The 17,978-nt window shown below is 71.0% G+C and carries 15 protein-coding genes and 1 tRNA gene; 12 read left to right on the forward strand and 4 right to left on the reverse strand.

Annotated elements, in window-relative coordinates:
• The first annotated feature begins 205 nt into the window (after positions 1-205).
• The 3 genes from ACIGDI_RS24215 to ACIGDI_RS24225 all read left to right on the forward strand — a co-directional run bounded on the left by ACIGDI_RS24215 (position 206) and on the right by ACIGDI_RS24225 (position 3,971).
• Positions 206-1,735 carry an MFS transporter gene (locus ACIGDI_RS24215; RefSeq protein WP_399900139.1) on the forward strand — a complete coding sequence of 510 codons (1,530 nt, stop codon included), beginning with the start codon at positions 206-208 and terminating at the stop codon, positions 1,733-1,735.
• 209 nt (positions 1,736-1,944) lie between these two features.
• The gene (locus ACIGDI_RS24220) at positions 1,945-2,361 is read left to right on the forward strand and encodes a DUF485 domain-containing protein (protein ID WP_399900142.1); all 417 of its coding nucleotides are present in this window, start codon (positions 1,945-1,947) and stop codon (positions 2,359-2,361) included.
• The gene (locus ACIGDI_RS24225) at positions 2,358-3,971 is read left to right on the forward strand and encodes a cation acetate symporter (RefSeq protein ID WP_399900145.1); all 1,614 of its coding nucleotides are present in this window, start codon (positions 2,358-2,360) and stop codon (positions 3,969-3,971) included. The genes ACIGDI_RS24220 and ACIGDI_RS24225 overlap by 4 nt, the downstream gene beginning before the upstream one ends.
• Before the next feature lie 100 nt (positions 3,972-4,071).
• Here ACIGDI_RS24225 and ACIGDI_RS24230 read toward each other — a convergent pair whose 3' ends face one another.
• The 3 genes from ACIGDI_RS24230 to ACIGDI_RS24240 all read right to left on the reverse strand — a co-directional run bounded on the left by ACIGDI_RS24230 (position 4,072) and on the right by ACIGDI_RS24240 (position 9,220).
• Positions 4,072-4,959 carry a cellulose-binding protein gene (locus ACIGDI_RS24230; protein WP_399900148.1) on the reverse strand — a complete coding sequence of 296 codons (888 nt, stop codon included), beginning with the start codon at positions 4,957-4,959 and terminating at the stop codon, positions 4,072-4,074.
• Positions 4,960-5,174: 215 nt separating this feature from the next.
• Positions 5,175-8,150, reverse strand: a complete 2,976-nt coding sequence (locus ACIGDI_RS24235; RefSeq protein ID WP_399900151.1) for an SUKH-4 family immunity protein — start codon at positions 8,148-8,150, stop codon at positions 5,175-5,177.
• A gap of 8 nt (positions 8,151-8,158) precedes the next feature.
• Positions 8,159-9,220 (reverse strand): SMI1/KNR4 family protein, encoded by a 1,062-nt coding sequence (locus tag ACIGDI_RS24240; RefSeq protein WP_399900154.1) that lies wholly within the window; start codon positions 9,218-9,220, stop codon positions 8,159-8,161.
• A 309-nt stretch (positions 9,221-9,529) separates the two neighbouring features.
• Between ACIGDI_RS24240 and ACIGDI_RS24245 the strand changes: the two genes are divergently transcribed.
• Together ACIGDI_RS24245 and ACIGDI_RS24250 are read left to right on the forward strand one after the other, a co-directional pair.
• The gene (locus tag ACIGDI_RS24245; RefSeq protein WP_399900157.1) at positions 9,530-10,078 is read left to right on the forward strand and encodes a YwqJ-related putative deaminase; all 549 of its coding nucleotides are present in this window, start codon (positions 9,530-9,532) and stop codon (positions 10,076-10,078) included.
• A gap of 100 nt (positions 10,079-10,178) precedes the next feature.
• Entirely contained in the window at positions 10,179-10,673 is a 495-nt protein-coding gene (locus ACIGDI_RS24250) for an SUKH-3 domain-containing protein (protein ID WP_399901153.1), read from the forward strand.
• A gap of 69 nt (positions 10,674-10,742) precedes the next feature.
• On the opposite strand, the gene ACIGDI_RS24255 is transcribed toward ACIGDI_RS24250, so the two are convergent.
• The gene (locus tag ACIGDI_RS24255) at positions 10,743-12,062 is read right to left on the reverse strand and encodes a sensor histidine kinase (protein ID WP_399900159.1); all 1,320 of its coding nucleotides are present in this window, start codon (positions 12,060-12,062) and stop codon (positions 10,743-10,745) included.
• Between the two features lie 167 nt (positions 12,063-12,229).
• Here ACIGDI_RS24255 and ACIGDI_RS24260 point away from each other — a divergent pair, with 167 nt between their 5' ends.
• From ACIGDI_RS24260 to ACIGDI_RS24290, 7 genes are all read left to right on the forward strand, one after another.
• Positions 12,230-13,105, forward strand: coding sequence for a hypothetical protein (locus ACIGDI_RS24260; protein ID WP_399900162.1), 876 nt, complete (start codon positions 12,230-12,232; stop codon positions 13,103-13,105).
• 6 nt (positions 13,106-13,111) lie between these two features.
• Positions 13,112-13,182: transfer RNA gene (locus ACIGDI_RS24265), tRNA-Gln, on the forward strand.
• Positions 13,183-13,303: 121 nt separating this feature from the next.
• A complete protein-coding gene (gene glmU / locus ACIGDI_RS24270; RefSeq protein ID WP_399900165.1) occupies positions 13,304-14,752 on the forward strand; it encodes a bifunctional UDP-N-acetylglucosamine diphosphorylase/glucosamine-1-phosphate N-acetyltransferase GlmU in 1,449 nt (482 codons plus the stop codon).
• A gap of 75 nt (positions 14,753-14,827) precedes the next feature.
• Complete coding sequence (locus ACIGDI_RS24275; protein WP_200703633.1) at positions 14,828-15,808, forward strand: ribose-phosphate diphosphokinase; 981 nt, start codon at positions 14,828-14,830, stop codon at positions 15,806-15,808.
• A gap of 242 nt (positions 15,809-16,050) precedes the next feature.
• Entirely contained in the window at positions 16,051-16,650 is a 600-nt protein-coding gene (locus ACIGDI_RS24280) for a 50S ribosomal protein L25/general stress protein Ctc (RefSeq protein WP_272177644.1), read from the forward strand.
• 70 nt (positions 16,651-16,720) lie between these two features.
• Positions 16,721-17,323, forward strand: coding sequence for an aminoacyl-tRNA hydrolase (gene pth, locus ACIGDI_RS24285; RefSeq protein ID WP_399900169.1), 603 nt, complete (start codon positions 16,721-16,723; stop codon positions 17,321-17,323).
• A 42-nt stretch (positions 17,324-17,365) separates the two neighbouring features.
• Positions 17,366-17,878, forward strand: coding sequence for a hypothetical protein (locus ACIGDI_RS24290; RefSeq protein ID WP_399900171.1), 513 nt, complete (start codon positions 17,366-17,368; stop codon positions 17,876-17,878).
• Positions 17,879-17,978 lie beyond the last annotated feature (100 nt).

The raw sequence follows: 17,978 nt of genomic DNA on the forward strand, positions 1-17,978 counted from the left end.
GCGGCGTAAAGCCAGGTTAAGGACGGACCCCGGGCCCTCTCGTCCTCCAGTGGGACGAACCCTCCCCGAGCCGTAGTACGGAGGAACCCTTAGGGGCAGTCCACCGACGGGTGGAGAGGGTCTCGGGGTTCTCTCCACCCACCGGCCCACCGAGCCTGCACCCTGCCGCTACGTGAGGGTCAAATGGGAAGCTGTCCCGCGGCGGATGGATGCAAGGGGAAGGAATCTCGTGGACGAGGGGGACACCGGAATACAGGCCGCGGTGACGGAGGAGCGGTCACCCGCGTCCACCGGCCGCAGAGGCGCCGTGGTCGCCGCGCTCATGCTCGCGATGGCCCTGGCCGCCCTCGACTCCACCATCGTCTCCACGGCCGTCCCGCAGATCGTCGGCGACCTCGGCGGCTTCTCGTACTTCTCCTGGCTGTTCTCCGGCTATCTGCTCGCCGTCACCGTCACGCTCCCGGTGTACGGCAAGCTCTCCGACACCTTCGGTCGCAAACCGGTGCTGGTGGCGGGCGCGGCGGTGTTCCTGCTCGGCTCGCTGCTGTGCGCCGGGGCCTGGAACATGGGGGCGCTGATCGCCTTCCGCATCGTCCAGGGCCTGGGCGGCGGGGCCCTTCAGGGCACGGTCCAGACGCTCGCGGCCGACCTGTATCCCCTCAAGGAGCGCCCGAAGATCCAGGCCAAGCTGTCGACGGTGTGGGCGGTTTCGGCGGTGGCCGGCCCGGGCGTGGGCGGGGTGCTGGCGGCGTACGCCGACTGGCGCTGGATCTTCCTCGTCAACCTGCCCATCGGCGCGGTGGCGTTGTGGCTGATCGTCCGCCATCTCCACGAGCCGGAACGGGAGTCGGCCGGCCGCCCGCGCATCGACTGGGCGGGCGCGGTCGCGGTGTTCGCCTGCGGCGGTGTGCTGCTGACCGCCCTGGTGCAGGGCGGGGTGGCGTGGCCGTGGCTGTCGGCGCCGTCCGCAGCCCTGTTCGGTACGGGACTCGCGCTGGCCGGTGTCGTGGTCGTGGTCGAACGCCGTGCGGCCGAGCCGATCATCCCCGGGTGGGTGTGGCGGCGCCGGACGATCGCGGCGGTCAACCTGGCGCTGGGCGCGCTGGGGCTGCTGATGGTGGCGCCGAGCGTGTTCCTGCCGACGTACGCGCAGTCGGTGCTGGGGCTGGCGCCCGTGGCCGCCGGATTCGTGCTGTCCGTGTGGACGTTGAGCTGGCCGGTGTCGGCGGCGCTGAGCCAGCACGTGTACGGCAGGATCGGCTTCCGCGACACGGCGCTGCTGGGCATCGGGACGGCGACGCTGATCCTGTTCGCGTTCCCGTTCCTGCCCTATCCGGGCTCCGCCTGGCAGCCCGCGCTGCTGATGCTGCTGCTGGGGGCGGCGCTGGGGCTGTTCCAGCTCCCGCTGATCGTCGGGGTGCAGTCGACGGTGGGCTGGGCGGAGCGCGGGACGACCACGGCGTCGGTGCTCTTCTGCCGCCAGACCGGTCAGACGATCGGCGCGTCGGTGTTCGGTGCGGTGGCCAACGGGGTGCTGGCCTCCCGCCTGGGCGGTGCGGGCGACCTGGACTCGGTGACGCGGGGGCTGGACGGCGACGGCGTCCCGGAGGCGACCCGGCGCGCGATCGCGGACGCGGTGCACGCGGTGTATGTCGGCGCCGGGTGCGCGGCGGCGCTCGCCTTCGTGGTCCTGCTGCTTGTGGCGCCACGGCGTTTCCCGGTGCTCAAGGACTGACGGCGGGCCACGATCCGGGCCCCGGGATCCACGCGATCGATGGGTTAACGCGGGTAACACCGCAGCTCAGCGTAGTAAGCGCATACCGACCAGCCAGTTTGTGGAAAACCTCGCGCACACCGCAACCGGCGAGTAACGTGCGGGGCTCTGCCCGCCCCCCACCTCCCTGCGGTCCAGCACCGGACCCGAGCCACGCAAGGAGCACCGGGATGTCCCATGAGCCCTACGGCCCATCCCCCGCTTACGACGCCACATACCCGTGGCAGCCGCACACCGCCCCGCCGCAGCGCGTCGCACCGCCCCGTCCGCCGCACCCGCCCCTCGGCCACCACAGCGACCTGCGCGTGCTGCGCAGCGCCTACCGCTGGCAGCGCCGTACCGCCGCACTCACCGCACTCGGCTACTTCGTCCTCTTCCTGGCGCTGTCCGCCTTCGCCCCGTCGGTGATGACGACCGGCGTCGCGGACGGACTGCCCGCCGGACTGCTGCTCGCCCTCCTGCAGATCCCCGTCACCTGGCTGGCGATCGCACTGTACGAGCGCACGGCCCGCCGTCGCGTCGACCCGATCGCGGACCGCATCCGCAAGCAGTCCGAACTGGACGCCAAGCGGGAGGCCCGGCGATGACCAACGGCTTCAGCGGCAACGCGCAGGCGATGTCCCTCGTCGCGTTCTCCGCCATCGCCACCATCACGCTGCTGCTGTGCGTGATGACCGGCCCCGACCGGGACGACCTCGACGAGTTCTACACCGGCTACGGCTCCCTCTCCCCCATGCGCAACGGCCTGGCCATCGGAGGCGACTACATCTCCGCGGCGAGCGTCCTGGGCACCGGCGGAGTGATCGCCCTGTGCGGCTACGACGGCATCGTGCTGGCGCTCAGCACGGCCCTGTCCCTGATGCTGCTGATGTTCGTGCTGGCCGAACCCCTGCGCAACGCGGGCCGGTTCACCATGGGCGACGCGCTGACCCGGCGGATGCCCGGCCGCGCGGTGCGCATCACGGCGTGCGCGGTGACCATCGCCGCGCTGCTGCCGCTGATGCTGGTCCAACTCGCCGGCACCGGGCAGTTGCTGGCGTTCATCCTCGGATTCTCCGGCGACGCACTGAAGACGGGCTGCATCATCGGACTGGGCGCCCTGATGATCAGTTACGCGGCGATCGGCGGCATGAAGGGCACCGCCCTCATCCAGATCATGAAGATGGTCATGCTGCTCGGCTCGGGAGCCGTGGTCGCCCTGCTGGTGCTGCACCGCTTCGACTGGGACCCCGGCGCCCTCTTCCAAGCCGCCGCCGCGCAGAGCGGGGTGGGCTCCCGGTTCCTGCACTCGGGCGTGGAGTTCGCGGGCAGCTCCAACCCCCGCCTCGACATGATCACTTCACAACTGACGGTCGTCATCGGCGGGGCCTGCCTCCCGCACGTCACGATGCGCATGTACACCGCCAACAGCGCCCGCCAGGTGCGCCGTTCGATGTCCTGGGCGGTGTCGTCCGTCGTCGTGTTCGTGCTCATCATGACGGTCGTCGGATTCGGCGCCACGGCGCTGATCGGACGCGCGGTCATCGCACAGGCCGACCCGCAGGGCAACACCGCGTACCTGCTGGGTTCCCGGGCCGCGTTCGGCCCCGACGTCTCCACGGCGGAGACGTTCCTGTTCACCACCGTCACCACGGCGATCTTCCTGACGCTGCTCGCCTCCGTCGCCGGCATGATCCTCGCCTGCGCCAACTCCCTCGCCCACGACGTCTTCGCCACGCACATGCGGAACCTGTCGGCCCGCCGCGAGATGGCGCTGGCCCGGGCCTCGGCGCTCGCGGTGGGCGCCCCGGCGATCCTGCTGGCCACCCTGGTCCAGCACCGCAGCCTGCAGCCCCTGGTGACGCTGTCCTTCTGCCTGGGCGCCTCGGCCATCGCCCCGGCCCTGCTCTACAGCCTCTTCTGGCGCCGCTTCACCCGCACGGGCCTGCTCAGCACCCTGATCGGCGGCACACTCGCCGTGCTCGTCGTGATGCCGGGCACGAACCTCGTCTCCGGCTCCCCCGTCTCCGCCTTCCCCGAGGCCGACTTCAACTGGTTCCACTTCACGACGACGGGCCTGCTCACCATCCCCCTCGGCTTCGCCTTCGGCTGGCTCGGCACGGTCCTGTCCGGCCGGCGCGCGTCGGAGGAACAGCGGCACGAGTACGAGGCCGTCGAGGGCTGGATCCTGGCGGGGGCCGTGCGCAGGGGCGGGTGAACGAGACTGCGGGGGCCGTGCGCCGGGGTGGGTGAACGACACCGACCCACGCGCTCACGCCCGGGGGCGGCCACTACGGTGGCCGCCCCCCGCTCCGCTTTCAGTCCCCCTGCGTCGACCCCGTCAACGCCGTGAGACTGCTCCGTACGAAATCCATCTGCGCCTGCACGTCGTCCCACCGCTCCCCGTGCTCGCGCAGCACCCGCTCCGTCTCCCGGGCGATCCGCTCCTCCTGCAGCCTCGCCTCCGCCAGAATCTCGGCGGCACGCGCGCGTGCCTCCTCCTGACAACGACGCCCCGACTCCTCCGCCTCCCCGAACGCCCGCTTCGCCTCCGACAGCGTCTCCTCCGCGAGCGCCACCCGTTCGGCCTCCCGCGCCGCCGCCGCGTCCAGGCGCTCGGTCTCCGCCCGCTCCGCCTCCTCCCAGCGCTCGGCGAGCTCGTCGGCCTGCTCGGCGAGCATCGCGGAGGTGCGGCGGCGCACTTCCCGGAGCGCGCCCAGCGCCTCACCACGCCTCTCCTTCACTTCACGCCGGGCGGAGACACGGATCTCGTCGGCCTCGGCGCGCGCGGCGAGGAGGCACTGACGGGCGCGTTCGTCGGCGTCGGCGCGCATGCCGTCGGCGTGCGCCTGTGCGGCGTCCCGCACGCCGTCCGCGCGCTCCTGCGCCTCTTCCGCAAGGCGCTGCGCCTCCTGCCGCGCGCCCTCCCGCACGGCGGCCGCCTCCTCCTGGGCGAGCTGGAACAGGCGCCGCGCGCCCTCCCCGAGCGTCTCGTAGGCCTGCGGCGCGAGCCGCGCCACCGCCTCCCGCAGCCGCGCCGCCTCCTCCTCCATCTCCCGCGCGAGCACGGTGAGACGGGCCGCCCGTTCCCAGGCGGCGTCCCGGTCGCGGGAGAGGGCGGCGGCGTAGGCGTCGACCTGATCGGGGCGGTAACCGCGCCCCCGTACGGCCCCGAAGCCGTGGGGCGAGACCGATGCGCTGCTCATCCTGGAACCCCTCTGCGCCGAATGGACACGAAAAGATGATTGCGCGCACATCTTGAGGTATCGGACGTAAGTGTTCATAACGCGACACTCCGCGCACAGGTCACGGTCGGGGCGCCCGCACCGGCACGCGGAGCGCGCGCACGCAAAAGGGCCGGGCCCGGTCACAGCGACCGGGCCCGGCCCGAGGAACCCCTCACGCGAGCGTCAACACGACGTCACAGGAGGCCGTCCCACATCTCCTCCAGCAGCACCGACCACCAGCTCTCCGGCGACCCCAGCGCCGCCGGGTCCAGCGAGGCCAGCTGGGCCTGGAAGTCGACGGTCCAACGCCCCGCCTGCTCCTGGTTCAGCCCGAACCTCAGCCGCCACATCCGCCCGAGCAACGCCAGACAGCGCTGGAACTCGGGCAGCCCGGTGTTCACGAACTGCGGCGGCACCGGCGCCCCACCGGGCCCCGCCTCCACCGGCACGGCCACGATGTTCGCCGACCCGTACTGCACACAGATCGCCTTGCCGAAGTCACTGCCCATCACGAGGTACGACCCCGCGTCCGAGGCCGGCTGCACCCCGCGCTCCTGCGCCAGCTCGGCGAGCGTCGGCACCGGCCGCCCCGGCTGGGCCTGCGCCCAGAAGAACGGGCCCATGTCCATCGGCAGGCCCGCCATCACCAGCGACTGGGCCACGATCGGCGGCACACCCTGCCGGGACACGGCCTGCTGCTCGAACCGGAAGATCCCCGGCCCGAACGCCGCACCCAACTCCTGCGCGACCGCCTCCGGCGGCACCGGCGGTGCCGCCTGCACCGGCGGCAACGGCGCCCGCACCGGCGCCGGCCGCGCGGGCCCGTCCGCCACCTGGTGCAACTCGCCCTGATGCGCCAGCAGTTGCTGCATGCCCTGCTGCCGGCTCGCATGATCCGTGCCGTACGGCGCGATGCTCGTGATCCGCGCCTGCGGCCACTGCTCCCGGATCATCCGCGCACAGTACGCACCCGGCAGCTCACACGACTCCAACTCGGTGTGCAGCTCCAGCACCTGGTCCGGCGGCACGTTCATACCGCGCAGCTCGTGGAAGATCTGCCACTCCGGATGCGGCATACCCGGCGCCGAACGCCGGATCAGCTGCTGCTCCGAACCGTCCTGCGCCCGGTAGCGCAACACGGCCTGATAGCCGGGACCGACCGTCGGCTGCCCCTGCGGCTGAGGCTGCGGGTAGCCGTATGCCGGCGGCTGCTGGCCGGGGATGGGCTGGCCGGGGGGCGGGGGTTGCTGGCCGGGCATGGGTTGGCCGGGCACGGGCTGGCCGGTGGCCTGGGGCTGCTGGCCGGGCAGGGGCTGGCCCGGTGGCGGGGGCATCGTGCCGGGGGCGGCCGGTGGCATCGGCGGCTGGGGAGCGGTCGGTGTCGTGCCGGGGGTGCCGGACGCCATGCCGGGGGCGCCCGGCGCGGCGGGCGCGCCCGGAGCGGACGCCATGCCGGGGGCTTGCGGCGGCGGGGGCGCGCCGGGCGGGCCCATCGGGGGCGCGCCCGGGCCGCCCACCGGCGGCGCGGCCAGGACGGTCTCCGCGTGGTGAACGGCGCCTCGCGCGCCCCCAGACGGGCCTTGCGCGCCGGGGGTGCCGAGAGCGCCTGGGGGCTGCGGGGCGCTGGGCGCGCCGGGCATGCCCGGGGCGCTCGGGGGCTGGGGCGCGCCGGGGGCACCCGGCATGCCCGGGGCGCTCGGAAGCTGGGATGCGCCCGGCGCTCCCGGCATACCCGGGGCGCTTGGCACTCCTGGTGCGCCAGGCGCGTTCGGTGCACCCGGGGCGCCAGGAGCCGGCTGCGCGCCGGGCGCACCCGGAATACCAGGGGCGCCCGGAGGCTGCGGCGCGCCCCCGCCCGGCCCCATCGCACTGGGGTCGGCGAACATCGTGGCCGCATGGTGAACGCCGCCCGGAGGCATGCCGCCGGGCATGTTCGGCGCACCGGGCGGCTTGGGGGCGCCCGGCGGATGCGGCGCGCCGGGCGGCTGCGGCGCACCCGGGGCCTGCGGTCCGACGGCATCCTCCGGTCCGCCGGGACCGAGCGCCGACACGAGCTGAGTGGGGACGTACCCGCCCGCTCCCGGCCCGGGCGGAGGCGGCGGCGCGCTTCCCTCCCGCGCGCCCGGAGCCCCCGGGACACCCGGCGGTGGCGGCGGAGGCGGCGTCGTGCTCCGGCGCGGCGGAGGCCCCGCCTTGCTGGTCGCGGCGTCGGCGATGTCGCCGGCGTTCGGCGCGAGCGCCCGTCCCGGAGCACCCGGAACCCCCGGGGCACCCGGAGCACCGGGCGGCTGGGGCAACCCCGGCGCGGCGCCGGGAGCCTGCGGATAACCGTAAGAGGGAGCACCCGGCGGAGGCGGAGGCACCGCACCCGGCGCAGGCGCGCCCGGCGGGGGCGTACCCGGCGCGGCAGCGCCGCCCGTGCCCTGCGGGTAGCCGTACGAAGGCGCTTCCGGCGCACCCCGCACGCCCGCCGCGTCCACCGCCGACCCCTGCACCGTCGGCGGAAGCGCACTGCCCGCCGACATCAGCTCCGTGACCGCGTCCGGCGGCGTATCGTCGCCCGCCTCGTTCAGCGGAGGTGCGAAGACGGTCGCCGGCAGCGGCACCGAACGGTCCTCTTCGGCATCGGCGTTGGTGTCGGTCCCGGCCCAAGGAGTCGCCCCCGCGGGCACGGCAGCCGCACCCGGCCCGGGCTGCGTCTCGGCCAAGTTCCCATCCCTGGCACCAGCACCAGCACCAGCACCCGAACCGGCACCAACACCCGCCCCGGCCCCACCCCGCCGATCCGCGATCCCCAGCTTGTCCGCCGCCTCCTGCAACCACTCCGGCGGACTCAGCAGGAACGACGTCTGGTTGAGATCCACCCGCGCCGAAGCGGCCGACGCCGGCGCCGGTTCCGGGTCGGCCTGCGGACGGCCGTACTCCTCCTCGTACCGGCGAATCACCTCGCCCACCGGCAGCGACGGCCACAACGTCGCCTCACCGCTGTCCCGGGCGATCACAAGCCGCTGCGCGCCACCGTCCGAGCGCGGACCGTCCGCACGGTCCTCCGCCCACACCACGAAGCCCAGCTCGAACTCCCGTACCCGCACCTCGCGATGCTGGTACGACGGCACGTCACCGTTGATCCACTCTTCCGCGCGCTCCTGCGCCTGCGCGAACGTCACCATCGCGAAGCTCACTCCCCCACAGCCGCAGAAGACGCCGAAGACGCCGAAGACGCCGAAGAAGACGAGGACACAGGCACCGCACGCGCGAACCCGCCGTCCACCATCAGGTTCGCCACGGTCTCCAACTCCGGCGGAGAACCGGCCAGTCGGGACAGGAAGACATCGAAGTCCTCACCGCACGGCACCAACAGCCGCTCCACCCGGTCCGCCGGCGCCCACGAAGGATCCACGTCCCGCGCGTCGTCGTACGCGCAGAACCACACCGAACCGATCCGCTCGCCCTTCACCTTCACCGCGAGCAACCCGCCCTGCACGAACGCGACCCCCAGGTAATCCTTCGTCAGGTGGTCACGAAGACACTTGTTGACGTAAACCAGATCGTTGACCGCCGCCTCGTCCCGCACCGTGAAGAACGGCTGGTCGATCAGCAGGCCCAACTCCGCGTCCAACGCGGTCCCCACCGGCGCGCACCCGCCCGCCGCCTTCAAGAACGAACGGTACGCACCCGGCAGCCGGTACCCGAGGTCCTCCTCGACCCCCTGCACCTGCGCCTCCGTCACCGCCACACCCGACTTCGGCAACCCGAAATGCGCCGGCCGCGTCTCCTGCAACGGCCGCGTGCCCCGCTTGCCCTGGTCCACCGCCGCCGTGGCGATCCCGCCGTGATGCCGCAGCAACGCCTTCACCTCGACCGGCACCAACTCCAGCCGCCGCGACCCCACCACGTGATGCCACGTCCAGCCGTGCGGCGTCGCCACCGACGCCACCGTGTCCCACAGGTCGTGCCCGGAAGCCGCCTGCACCGCGTTCGCCGAGACGTAGTCCGTCAGTCTGAGCTCGTCGACCCCGAAACCCTCCGGCGGCTCCGCGATCTCCGCGGCGGCACGCGCGTAGGGCGAGAAATCGGGGTAGCCGTGCTCATCGACACGTACCCCTCTCGGGTGACGCGCCGCCCGAACCGGATCCGGGAAATGCACGACCTGCCCGGCATAGGCCGCGTTCGGCGGCACGGCTTGTCCCCCGGCCTGGCGGCTGGGCGGTGCCCCCAGCCCGAGCCGACCTGTCGTCATGGCGGTTGCCCCCTGCGGCGTTCTGTACGGACCCCGGTGACCACCTCCGGCCACCGCACCCCGTATGTCTGACTGTCTCCACGCGTCAACCGCACGGCACGCGGCAGCCGCATGGATCGCGGTGGCGACAGCCTATGCGGTACGACGACACCGGTCACCGGGCACCGGTCAGCCGCACTCCGCTTCCGTGACCAGCCGTCACCCCGCCCTTACACACCGCCCAAACCCGGGCGTGTCGCACCGCCCCAGCTACCGCACCAGCAACGGAGTTTGGCACTCTGTCTCCTCCGAGGGGACGCTCGGGAGGGGATGACGATCATGAACACGACGCAGACGGGACCGCAAACGGCACCGCACACGGCACCGCACACAGGGCGGTCCGGCGACCCCCGCATCGGCTGGAGCGCCACCGACACCACACCCGCGCCCGCCCTCCACCACCGCCGCGACGGCATACTCCCCACCGTCGCCGCCGCCCTCTCCGTCCGCGGCGCCACCCTCACCGGCACCGCCGCCCGCGGCGAGGAACCCCCCGCCCTGCACCCCCTCGTCCAGGACTTCCTCGACACCCTCACCAGCGACCAACGCGACCGCTTCACCGGCCGCTGCGCCGAGACGATCCTCATCTCCCGCCACATAGCCACCGCCGACGCCGCGCGCAGCAAACGCGCCGCCCGCAAACCCATGACCAACGGCGAGGCACGCAAAGCCCTCAAGCAGGCCAAACTCACCGCCCGCCGCATCCGCGAGGACGGCGACCCCCTCCACGGCAGCTTCGCCACACCCTGCCGCGCCTGCACCGCCCTCAGCGCCCACTTCGGCGTACGCATCGTCGACCCCACGGCGACAGACGACTGACCCGCCGCACCACGGCGGCAGACGGCCACTCCCCACCCCCCACCCCACACCCGCAAGACGGCCCCACGGCCGGTCCATGACCTCGACGATCGAAGGGCAGATGCACCCCGACCGCACCTCCACCACGCGCTTCCCCGTACCCGTCGACGCCGCCCTGCGCGCCGCCGGCTGGCAACCCGGACGCTGGGACATAAAGCAGGCCGAGATCTGGGCCGACGCACTGCGCGACCACCAGTCACCCGCAGGCCACCGGCACGCCGTCTTCCCCGCCGCCGTGGAAGCCTGGGCCGAATTCGGCGGCCTCCACCTCACCCCCACCGGACCCGGCCGCCAGATCGCCCCCACCGCGCTCCACCTGGACCCCCTGCACGGCCTCCACATGGCCCGCACCCTCGGCGACCTCGGCCGCGCCCTCGACACCGAGGTCAGCCCCCTCGGCACCGAGACCGACACCGACGCCCTCCTCGCCATCGACGCCGGAGGCCGCGTCTACGCCCTCGACCACACCGGCGACTGGTACCTCGGCCCCGACATCGACCAGGCCCTCGCCGGCCTCGTCTCCGGCATCGAACCCGTCCGCCTCACCGCGGGCTGACCCACCCGGCCGACAACGGCCCCACACCGCCGCGCCAGCGCCACGCCACCGCCACGACAAAGAAGAACCTCACACCGCCGCGGCCACCGCCGGAATCACCGCCGACACCCGAAAACCACCCGCATCCGTCGGCCCCGACACGAACACCCCGCCCAGCGCGGCCACCCGCTCCTTCATCCCCACCAGCCCGTTCCCCCCGGACGGCAACCGTGCCGACGCCGACCCCACCTCCGGCGGCGGCTCGTTCTCCACCTGCATCGCGATCTCCGACACCCGATGCGCCAGCCGCACATGCGTCTTCGCCCCCGCCGCATGCTTGTGGACGTTCGTCAACGCCTCCTGCACCACGCGGTACGCCGTCTGCTCGATCTCCGCGGTGTACGACCGCGCATCCCCCTCCACCGACAGATCCACGACCATCCCGGCGGCCGCAGACTGCCCGATCAACTCCTCCAGCTCGGAGAGGCAGGGCCCCTCCCCCTCCTCCACCACCCGAGAGGCAGCCACCGCGGCCGCCACCCCCACCGCCGCCAGCGGCACCGCATGCTCACCCCGCCGCGCCCCGGCACCGTCCCCACTGCGCAGCACCCCGAGCATCTCCCGCAGCTCCGTCAACGCCTGCCGCCCCATGTCCCCCACCAGCACGGCGTTCTTCACCGCCTTCTCGGGATCCTTCCGAGCGACCGCCTGCAGCGCGGCGGCATGCACCACCATCAGACTCACCCGATGCGCGACGACGTCGTGCATCTCCCGGGCGATCCGCGTCCGCTCCTCGTTCCGCGCCCACTCCGCGCGCTCCTCCGCACGCTCCGCGAGCAACTGCAACTCCCGCTCCAGGCTGTCCGCACGCTCCCGCAGACTCTCCATCAGCCGACGCCGCGCCCCCACGTACAGACCCAGCAGCAACGGCGGCGCGGTCATCCCGATCGCGGTCGTGATCGCCGCGAACGGCACGAACCAGTCACCCAGATCCCACGTCCCCTGCGCCATGTCCTGCCGCACCCGCACGAACATCACGATCAACATGCCCACCAGGGACATACCGGCCAGAGAACCGATGATGCGGCGCGGCAACTCCGACGCGGCGAGCGTGTACAGGCCGACGATGCCCATCAGATAACCCATCTGGGCGGGCGTGATCGCGATCGACACCAACACCACTGCGATCGGCCACTGCCGGCGCACCAACAGCGCCGAACCGGCCAGCACCCCGAACACCACCCCCGCGGCCACAGGAATCCCCGCGTCCCGCGCGAACCGCACACCTTCGAACGCACACTCCAACGCCGACGCCAGCGCCAGCCCCACATCCAACGCCGCGCTGCGCCACCTCGCCCACCACCACGGCCCTCCCCGGGCCGCGGTGTGGTCTTCCCCCGTCGTGGTCATGCCTCCAGCCTACGGGCGTTCCCGGCCGGTTTTCCGGCGAGTTTCCGCGACTGGCCTACACCACATTCCGTGATGGGACGAGCACGAAACGACCCCCTTTCCCTCGAACTGCTGAATCGCTCACCGTTCGACATCGGAAGCAATCATTCCGCCCGGACGGTATGCGTATGGCACATTCCTGCGGCAAGTACGCCGATTTCGAGGGCCTCCGGGAGCAGGCGGTCGCACTGCGACGCGAGGGCCTCAGCCGACGCCAGATCCGCGACCGGCTCCGCGTCCACAACAACGACATCCTCAACCGCCTCCTGGAGGGCGAACCCCCTCCCGAATGGACCAAGCGCCCGAACGCGAAGGACGACCTGAGGACCAGAGCCCGCGAACTCCGCCTCCAGGGCTGGACGTACGACCGGATCCAGGTGGAGCTCGGCTGCTCCAAGAGCTCGATCTCCCTGTGGGTACGGGACCTGCCGAAGCCGGAGCGTCGGACACGCACCCGCGAGGAGGCCTCAGCCATCGCCAGACGCGGCTGGGAGGCAAAGCTGCGACTGCACGAGGAGGAACGACAGCGCACGAAGCAGCTGGCGGCGGTCGAAGTGGGCCGACTGACCGACCGCGAACTATTCCTGGTCGGCGTCGGGCTGTACTGGGCCGAGGGAGCCAAGAGCAAGCCCTACAGCCGGCGAGAACGCATCACCTTCGTCAACAGCGACCCCGACATGATCACGGTCTTCCTGACCTGGCTGAGACTGCTCCAAGTCGACCCCTCGTTGCTCAGGTTCGCCGTCCACATCCACGAGTCCGCGGACGTCCCACTCGCCGAGAAATTCTGGGCGGCCCATGTAGGCATCGAGAGGTCCGCACTGCTGAGGACGAGACTCAAGAAACACAACCCGCGTACCAACCGGAAGAACACCGGGGAGAACTACTACGGCTGCCTGCGCATCGATGTGCGCGGCGGAGCCGATCTGTATCGTCGCGTCGAAGGCTGGTGGTACGGCATAGTAGGGGCTGCGACCGCTGCCGATCTACAGAATCGGACATAGCGGCCATCCCGGGTCGTCTAAGGGCAAGACGTCAGATTTTGGTTCTGATCATGGGGGTTCGAGTCCTCCCCCGGGAGCAATACTCAGTTCGGGTCCTGACCGGTGACAGCACCGTCAGGGCCCACTCTCATGTCCCCCAGGAAACGCCCCGGTATCCTTCGGATGTCCCCACCTCCTCCACAGCCGAAGGGCCACCCCGTGAGCGCCATTCGCCCGGCAGCCGTCGTCGTTCTCGCAGCGGGTGAGGGCACCCGTATGAAGTCGGCCACACCGAAGGTCCTGCACGAGATCTGCGGCCGCAGTCTCGTCGGCCATGTGCTCGCCGCCGCCCGTGAGTTGGACCCCGAGAACCTGGTGGTCGTCGTCGGCCACGCAAGGGAGAAGGTGGCCGCACATCTCGGCGAGATCGACCCCGGGGTGCGCACCGCGGTGCAGGCGGAGCAGAACGGCACCGGTCACGCCGTGCGTATCGCGCTGGAGTCGCTCGGTGGCAGTGTCGACGGCACGGTGGTGGTCGTGTGCGGGGACACCCCGCTGCTGAGCGGTGAGACGTTGTCGCGGCTGGCCGCGACGCACTCGGGCGACGCCAACGCCGTCACGGTGCTCACCGCGGAGGTGCCGGACGCGACCGGTTACGGGCGGATCGTGCGGGACGAGGCCACCGGTGCGGTGACGGGGATCGTCGAGCACAAGGACGCGTCCGAGGCGCAGCGGGCGATCCGTGAGATCAACTCGGGTGTGTTCGCGTTCGACGGTCAGTTGCTCTTCGACGCGTTGAAGAAGGTTCGTACGGACAACAGTCAGGGTGAGGAGTACCTGACGGATGTCCTCGGCATTCTGCGTGAGGCGGGTCACCGGGTGGGGGCCTGTGTGGCGGCCGATCATCGGGAGATCGCCGGTATCAACAACCGTGTGCAGTTGAGTGAGGCGCGGCGGATTCTGAACGAGCGGCTGCTGACGCGGGCCATGTTGGCCGGTGTGACGGTGGTCGATCCGGCGACCACGTGGGTTGATGTCGCCGTGACGTTCGAGCAGGACGCCGTGGTGCATCCGGGGACTCAGCTGCACGGTTCCACGCATCTGGGTGAGGGTGCCGAGGTGGGGCCGAACAGCCGGCTGACGGACACGCGTGTCGGGGCGGGGGCGCGGGTGGACAACACGGTGGCGGACGGTGCGGAGGTGGGGCCGGACGCGAACGTGGGGCCGTTCGCCTATCTGCGGCCGGGTACCCGGTTGGGTGCGAAGGGCAAGATCGGTACGTACGTGGAGACGAAGAACGCGTCGATCGGTGAGGGCACGAAGGTGCCGCATCTGTCGTATGTCGGTGACGCGACGATCGGTGAGTACACGAACATCGGTGCTGCCAGTGTGTTCGTGAACTACGACGGTCAGGAGAAGCACCACACCACCGTCGGGTCGCATTGTCGTACCGGCTCGGACAATATGTTTGTGGCTCCTGTCACGGTCGGGGACGGTGCGTACACCGCCGCCGGGTCCGTGATCACGAAGGATGTGCCGCCCGGTTCGCTGGCTGTGGCCCGTGGTCAGCAGCGGAATATCGAGGGTTGGGTGGCTCGTAAGCGTCCTGGGAGCGCGGCGGCGAAGGCGGCCGAGGCGGCGTCTCGGCAGGTCGAGAGCGAAGACTGACCGGAAACGGACGCCTTCGACACGGCGTACGGTGATAAGTGCACACCCAGTTGAGACACCTCTGAGGAGACAGCTGTGACCGGGATCAAGACGACCGGCGAGAAGAAGATGATGTTCTTCTCCGGCCGCGCCCACCCCGAGCTTGCCGAGGAGGTCGCCCAGCAGCTGGGTGTCGGGGTCGTCCCGACGAAGGCCTTCGACTTCGCCAACGGCGAGATCTATGTGCGGTACCAGGAGTCGGCTCGTGGTGCCGACTGCTTTCTGATCCAGAGCCACACCGCTCCGATCAACAAGTGGATCATGGAGCAGTTGATCATGATCGACGCGCTGAAGCGGGCTTCGGCGCGGTCGATCACGGTGATCGTGCCGTTCTACGGCTATGCGCGCCAGGACAAGAAGCACCGTGGTCGTGAGCCGATCTCGGCGCGGCTGATCGCCGATCTGATGAAGACGGCGGGTGCGGACCGGATTCTGACCGTGGATCTGCACACGGACCAGATCCAGGGCTTCTTCGACGGTCCGGTGGATCATCTGTTCGCGCTTCCGCTGCTGGCGGACTACGTGGGCCGGAAGGTCGACAAGGACAAGCTGACGGTCGTCTCGCCGGACGCGGGTCGGGTGCGGGTGGCGGACCGCTGGTGCGACCGGCTGGGCGCGCCGCTGGCGATCGTGCACAAGCGGCGTGACAAGGACGTGGCGAACCAGGTGACCGTCCATGAGGTCGTGGGTGAGGTCAAGGGCCGGGTGTGCGTGCTGGTCGACGACATGATCGACACGGGTGGCACGATCTGTGCGGCCGCGGACGCGTTGTTCGCGCATGGCGCGGAGGACGTCATCGTGACGGCGACGCACGGTGTGCTGTCGGGGCCGGCGGCGGACCGGTTGAAGAACTCGCGGGTGAGTGAGTTCGTGTTCACGAACACGCTGCCGACGCCGGGTGAGTTGAACCGGGAGCTGGACAAGATCACGGTGCTGTCGATCGCGCCGACGATCGCGAGTGCGGTGCGTGAGGTGTTCGAGGACGGTTCGGTGACGAGCCTGTTCGACGAGCAGTGAGCCGTAAAAACGGTTCTGCATGATCGCTCGCGCCCGGCGCGCGCTGATGATCGCGCCCGGCCGGCGCTGATGATCGATTTTTCTCTGGCCTCCCTCGCTGAGTAGACTGCTGCAGTTGCTCGGCGAGGGAGGCCGGTCCCGTTTCCAGGGGTTCGGCGGTCCGTTATCGACGCGCTCTTCGTAGCAGGCCGTTCGTGGCCGGGTGACCACGTCCGCATCTACCTGTACGAGGAGTGATCCACATGTCCGAGGTGAAGCTCAGCGCCGAGACGCGCACCGAGTTCGGCAAGGGTGCCGCCCGCCGTATCCGCCGTGACAACAAGGTTCCCGGTGTGCTGTACGGCCACGGCTCCGACCCGCTGCACCTGACCCTTCCGGGCCACGACCTGTTGCTGGCGCTGCGTACGCCGAACGTCCTGATCTCCCTGGACATCGACGGCAAGAGCAGCGAGCTGGCGATTCCGAAGGCCGTTCAGCGTGACGCGATCAAGGGCTTCCTTGAGCACGTCGACCTGCTGCTGGTCAAGCGTGGCGAGAAGGTCACGGTCGAGATCCCGGTCCACACCGAGGGCGAGCTGGCCCCGGGTGGCAACCTGCTGGAGCACGTCCTGAACGCGCTGCCGGTCGAGGCCGAGGCCACGCACATCCCCGAGTCCGTGACGGTCTCCGTCGAGGGCCTGGAGGCCGGCGCCTCCGTCCTCGCCAAGGACATCACGCTGCCGAACGGCACCACGCTGGCCGTCGAGGAGGACGCTGTCGTCCTGCAGGTCCTGGCCGCGCAGGCGGAGGAGACCGAGGGCGAGGAGTCCGAGGCCGCCGACGAGGCCGTCGCCGAGGCCTGATCCGCACGGATCGTCGTTTCGTCAGCCGCTGTTCCCGTACGGGGCAGCGGCTGGCGCGTATCGAGGAGAGATGGACGTGACCACCCCCTCCAGCGCCCCCTGGCTGGTCGTCGGACTCGGCAATCCCGGGCCGGAGTACGCCCGTAACCGGCACAACGTGGGTTTCATGGTGGCCGATCTGCTGGCCGAGCGGATCGGAGGGAGGTTCAAGCGGGCGGGCAAGGCGCAGGCCCAGGTCGTGGAGGGGCGGATCGGTCCTCCGGGGCCGGCCAACCGCCGGGTGATCCTGGTCAAGCCGATGTCGTACATGAATCTGTCGGGTGGTCCGGTCAACGCGTTGCGGGACTTCTACAAGGTGCCGGTGGCGAACGTGGTGGCCGTCCATGACGAGCTGGACATCGACTACGGCACGTTGCGGCTGAAGCTCGGCGGTGGGGACAACGGGCACAACGGGCTGAAGTCGATGACGAAGGCGTTCGGGGCCGACTATCACCGGGTGCGGTTCGGGATCGGGCGGCCGCCGGGTCGTATGCAGGTCGCGGACTTCGTGCTGAAGGACTTCTCCTCCGCGGAGCGCAAGGAGCTGGACTACTTCGTGGACCGGGCCGCGGACGCGGTGGAGTGCCTTGTCATCGAGGGGCTGGAGCGGGCGCAAAGCACGTACAACTCCTGACTTGTCCCCCGGCCGAGTTGACCGGGCGCTGAGGCATGGCCAATGATCCCGGCCATGCCTGCCTCTGCCGCCACATCCTCCCGTCAGGCCCAGGTCTCCGGTACCGCGTTGCGGTTCGGGCGGCTCGTGGTGATGGGTGCGGTGGCGGTGCTGATTCTGGTCGCCGGGGTGTGGGGGTCGTGGCGGACCGCTCCGTACGTGATGCTCACCAAGGGGCGGGAGCGCGGCACGATCGAGGTGACGCGGTGCGAAGGGCGGACCTGTACGGGGCCGTTCACGCCGCTCTCCTCCGGATCGCCGGGCCATGCGCGGATGGCCATCGAGAAGACGGCCGCCGTGCGCAAGGGGCGGTCGTACTCGGTGGTGGTGATGCCGGGGGGCGACGAGGTGGTGCGGTCGGGGCCGGCCGGGGTGCTGTACGCGTGGGTTCCGCTGGGCGGGGCGTTGTTGCTGGCGTCGGTGGTGGTGGCCGGGGGGCTGCGGCGGACGCGGCTCGCGTGGGTGATGGCGGGGTCGGGGGTCGCGTTGCTCACCGCGGCTTTCGTGACCATGTGAGGGGTTTTCGCGTTCTCCATTTCCGTGGAGCACCCAAGTGTTGTCCGTTCGTGATTGACCTTGGGTCAGCCGTGGCTGGATGCTGAGCCGCCCCCTCCAC

It is taken from the genome of Streptomyces sp. NPDC085900 (assembly GCF_044540925.1).
Taxonomy (GTDB): domain Bacteria; phylum Actinomycetota; class Actinomycetes; order Streptomycetales; family Streptomycetaceae; genus Streptomyces; species Streptomyces gilvifuscus.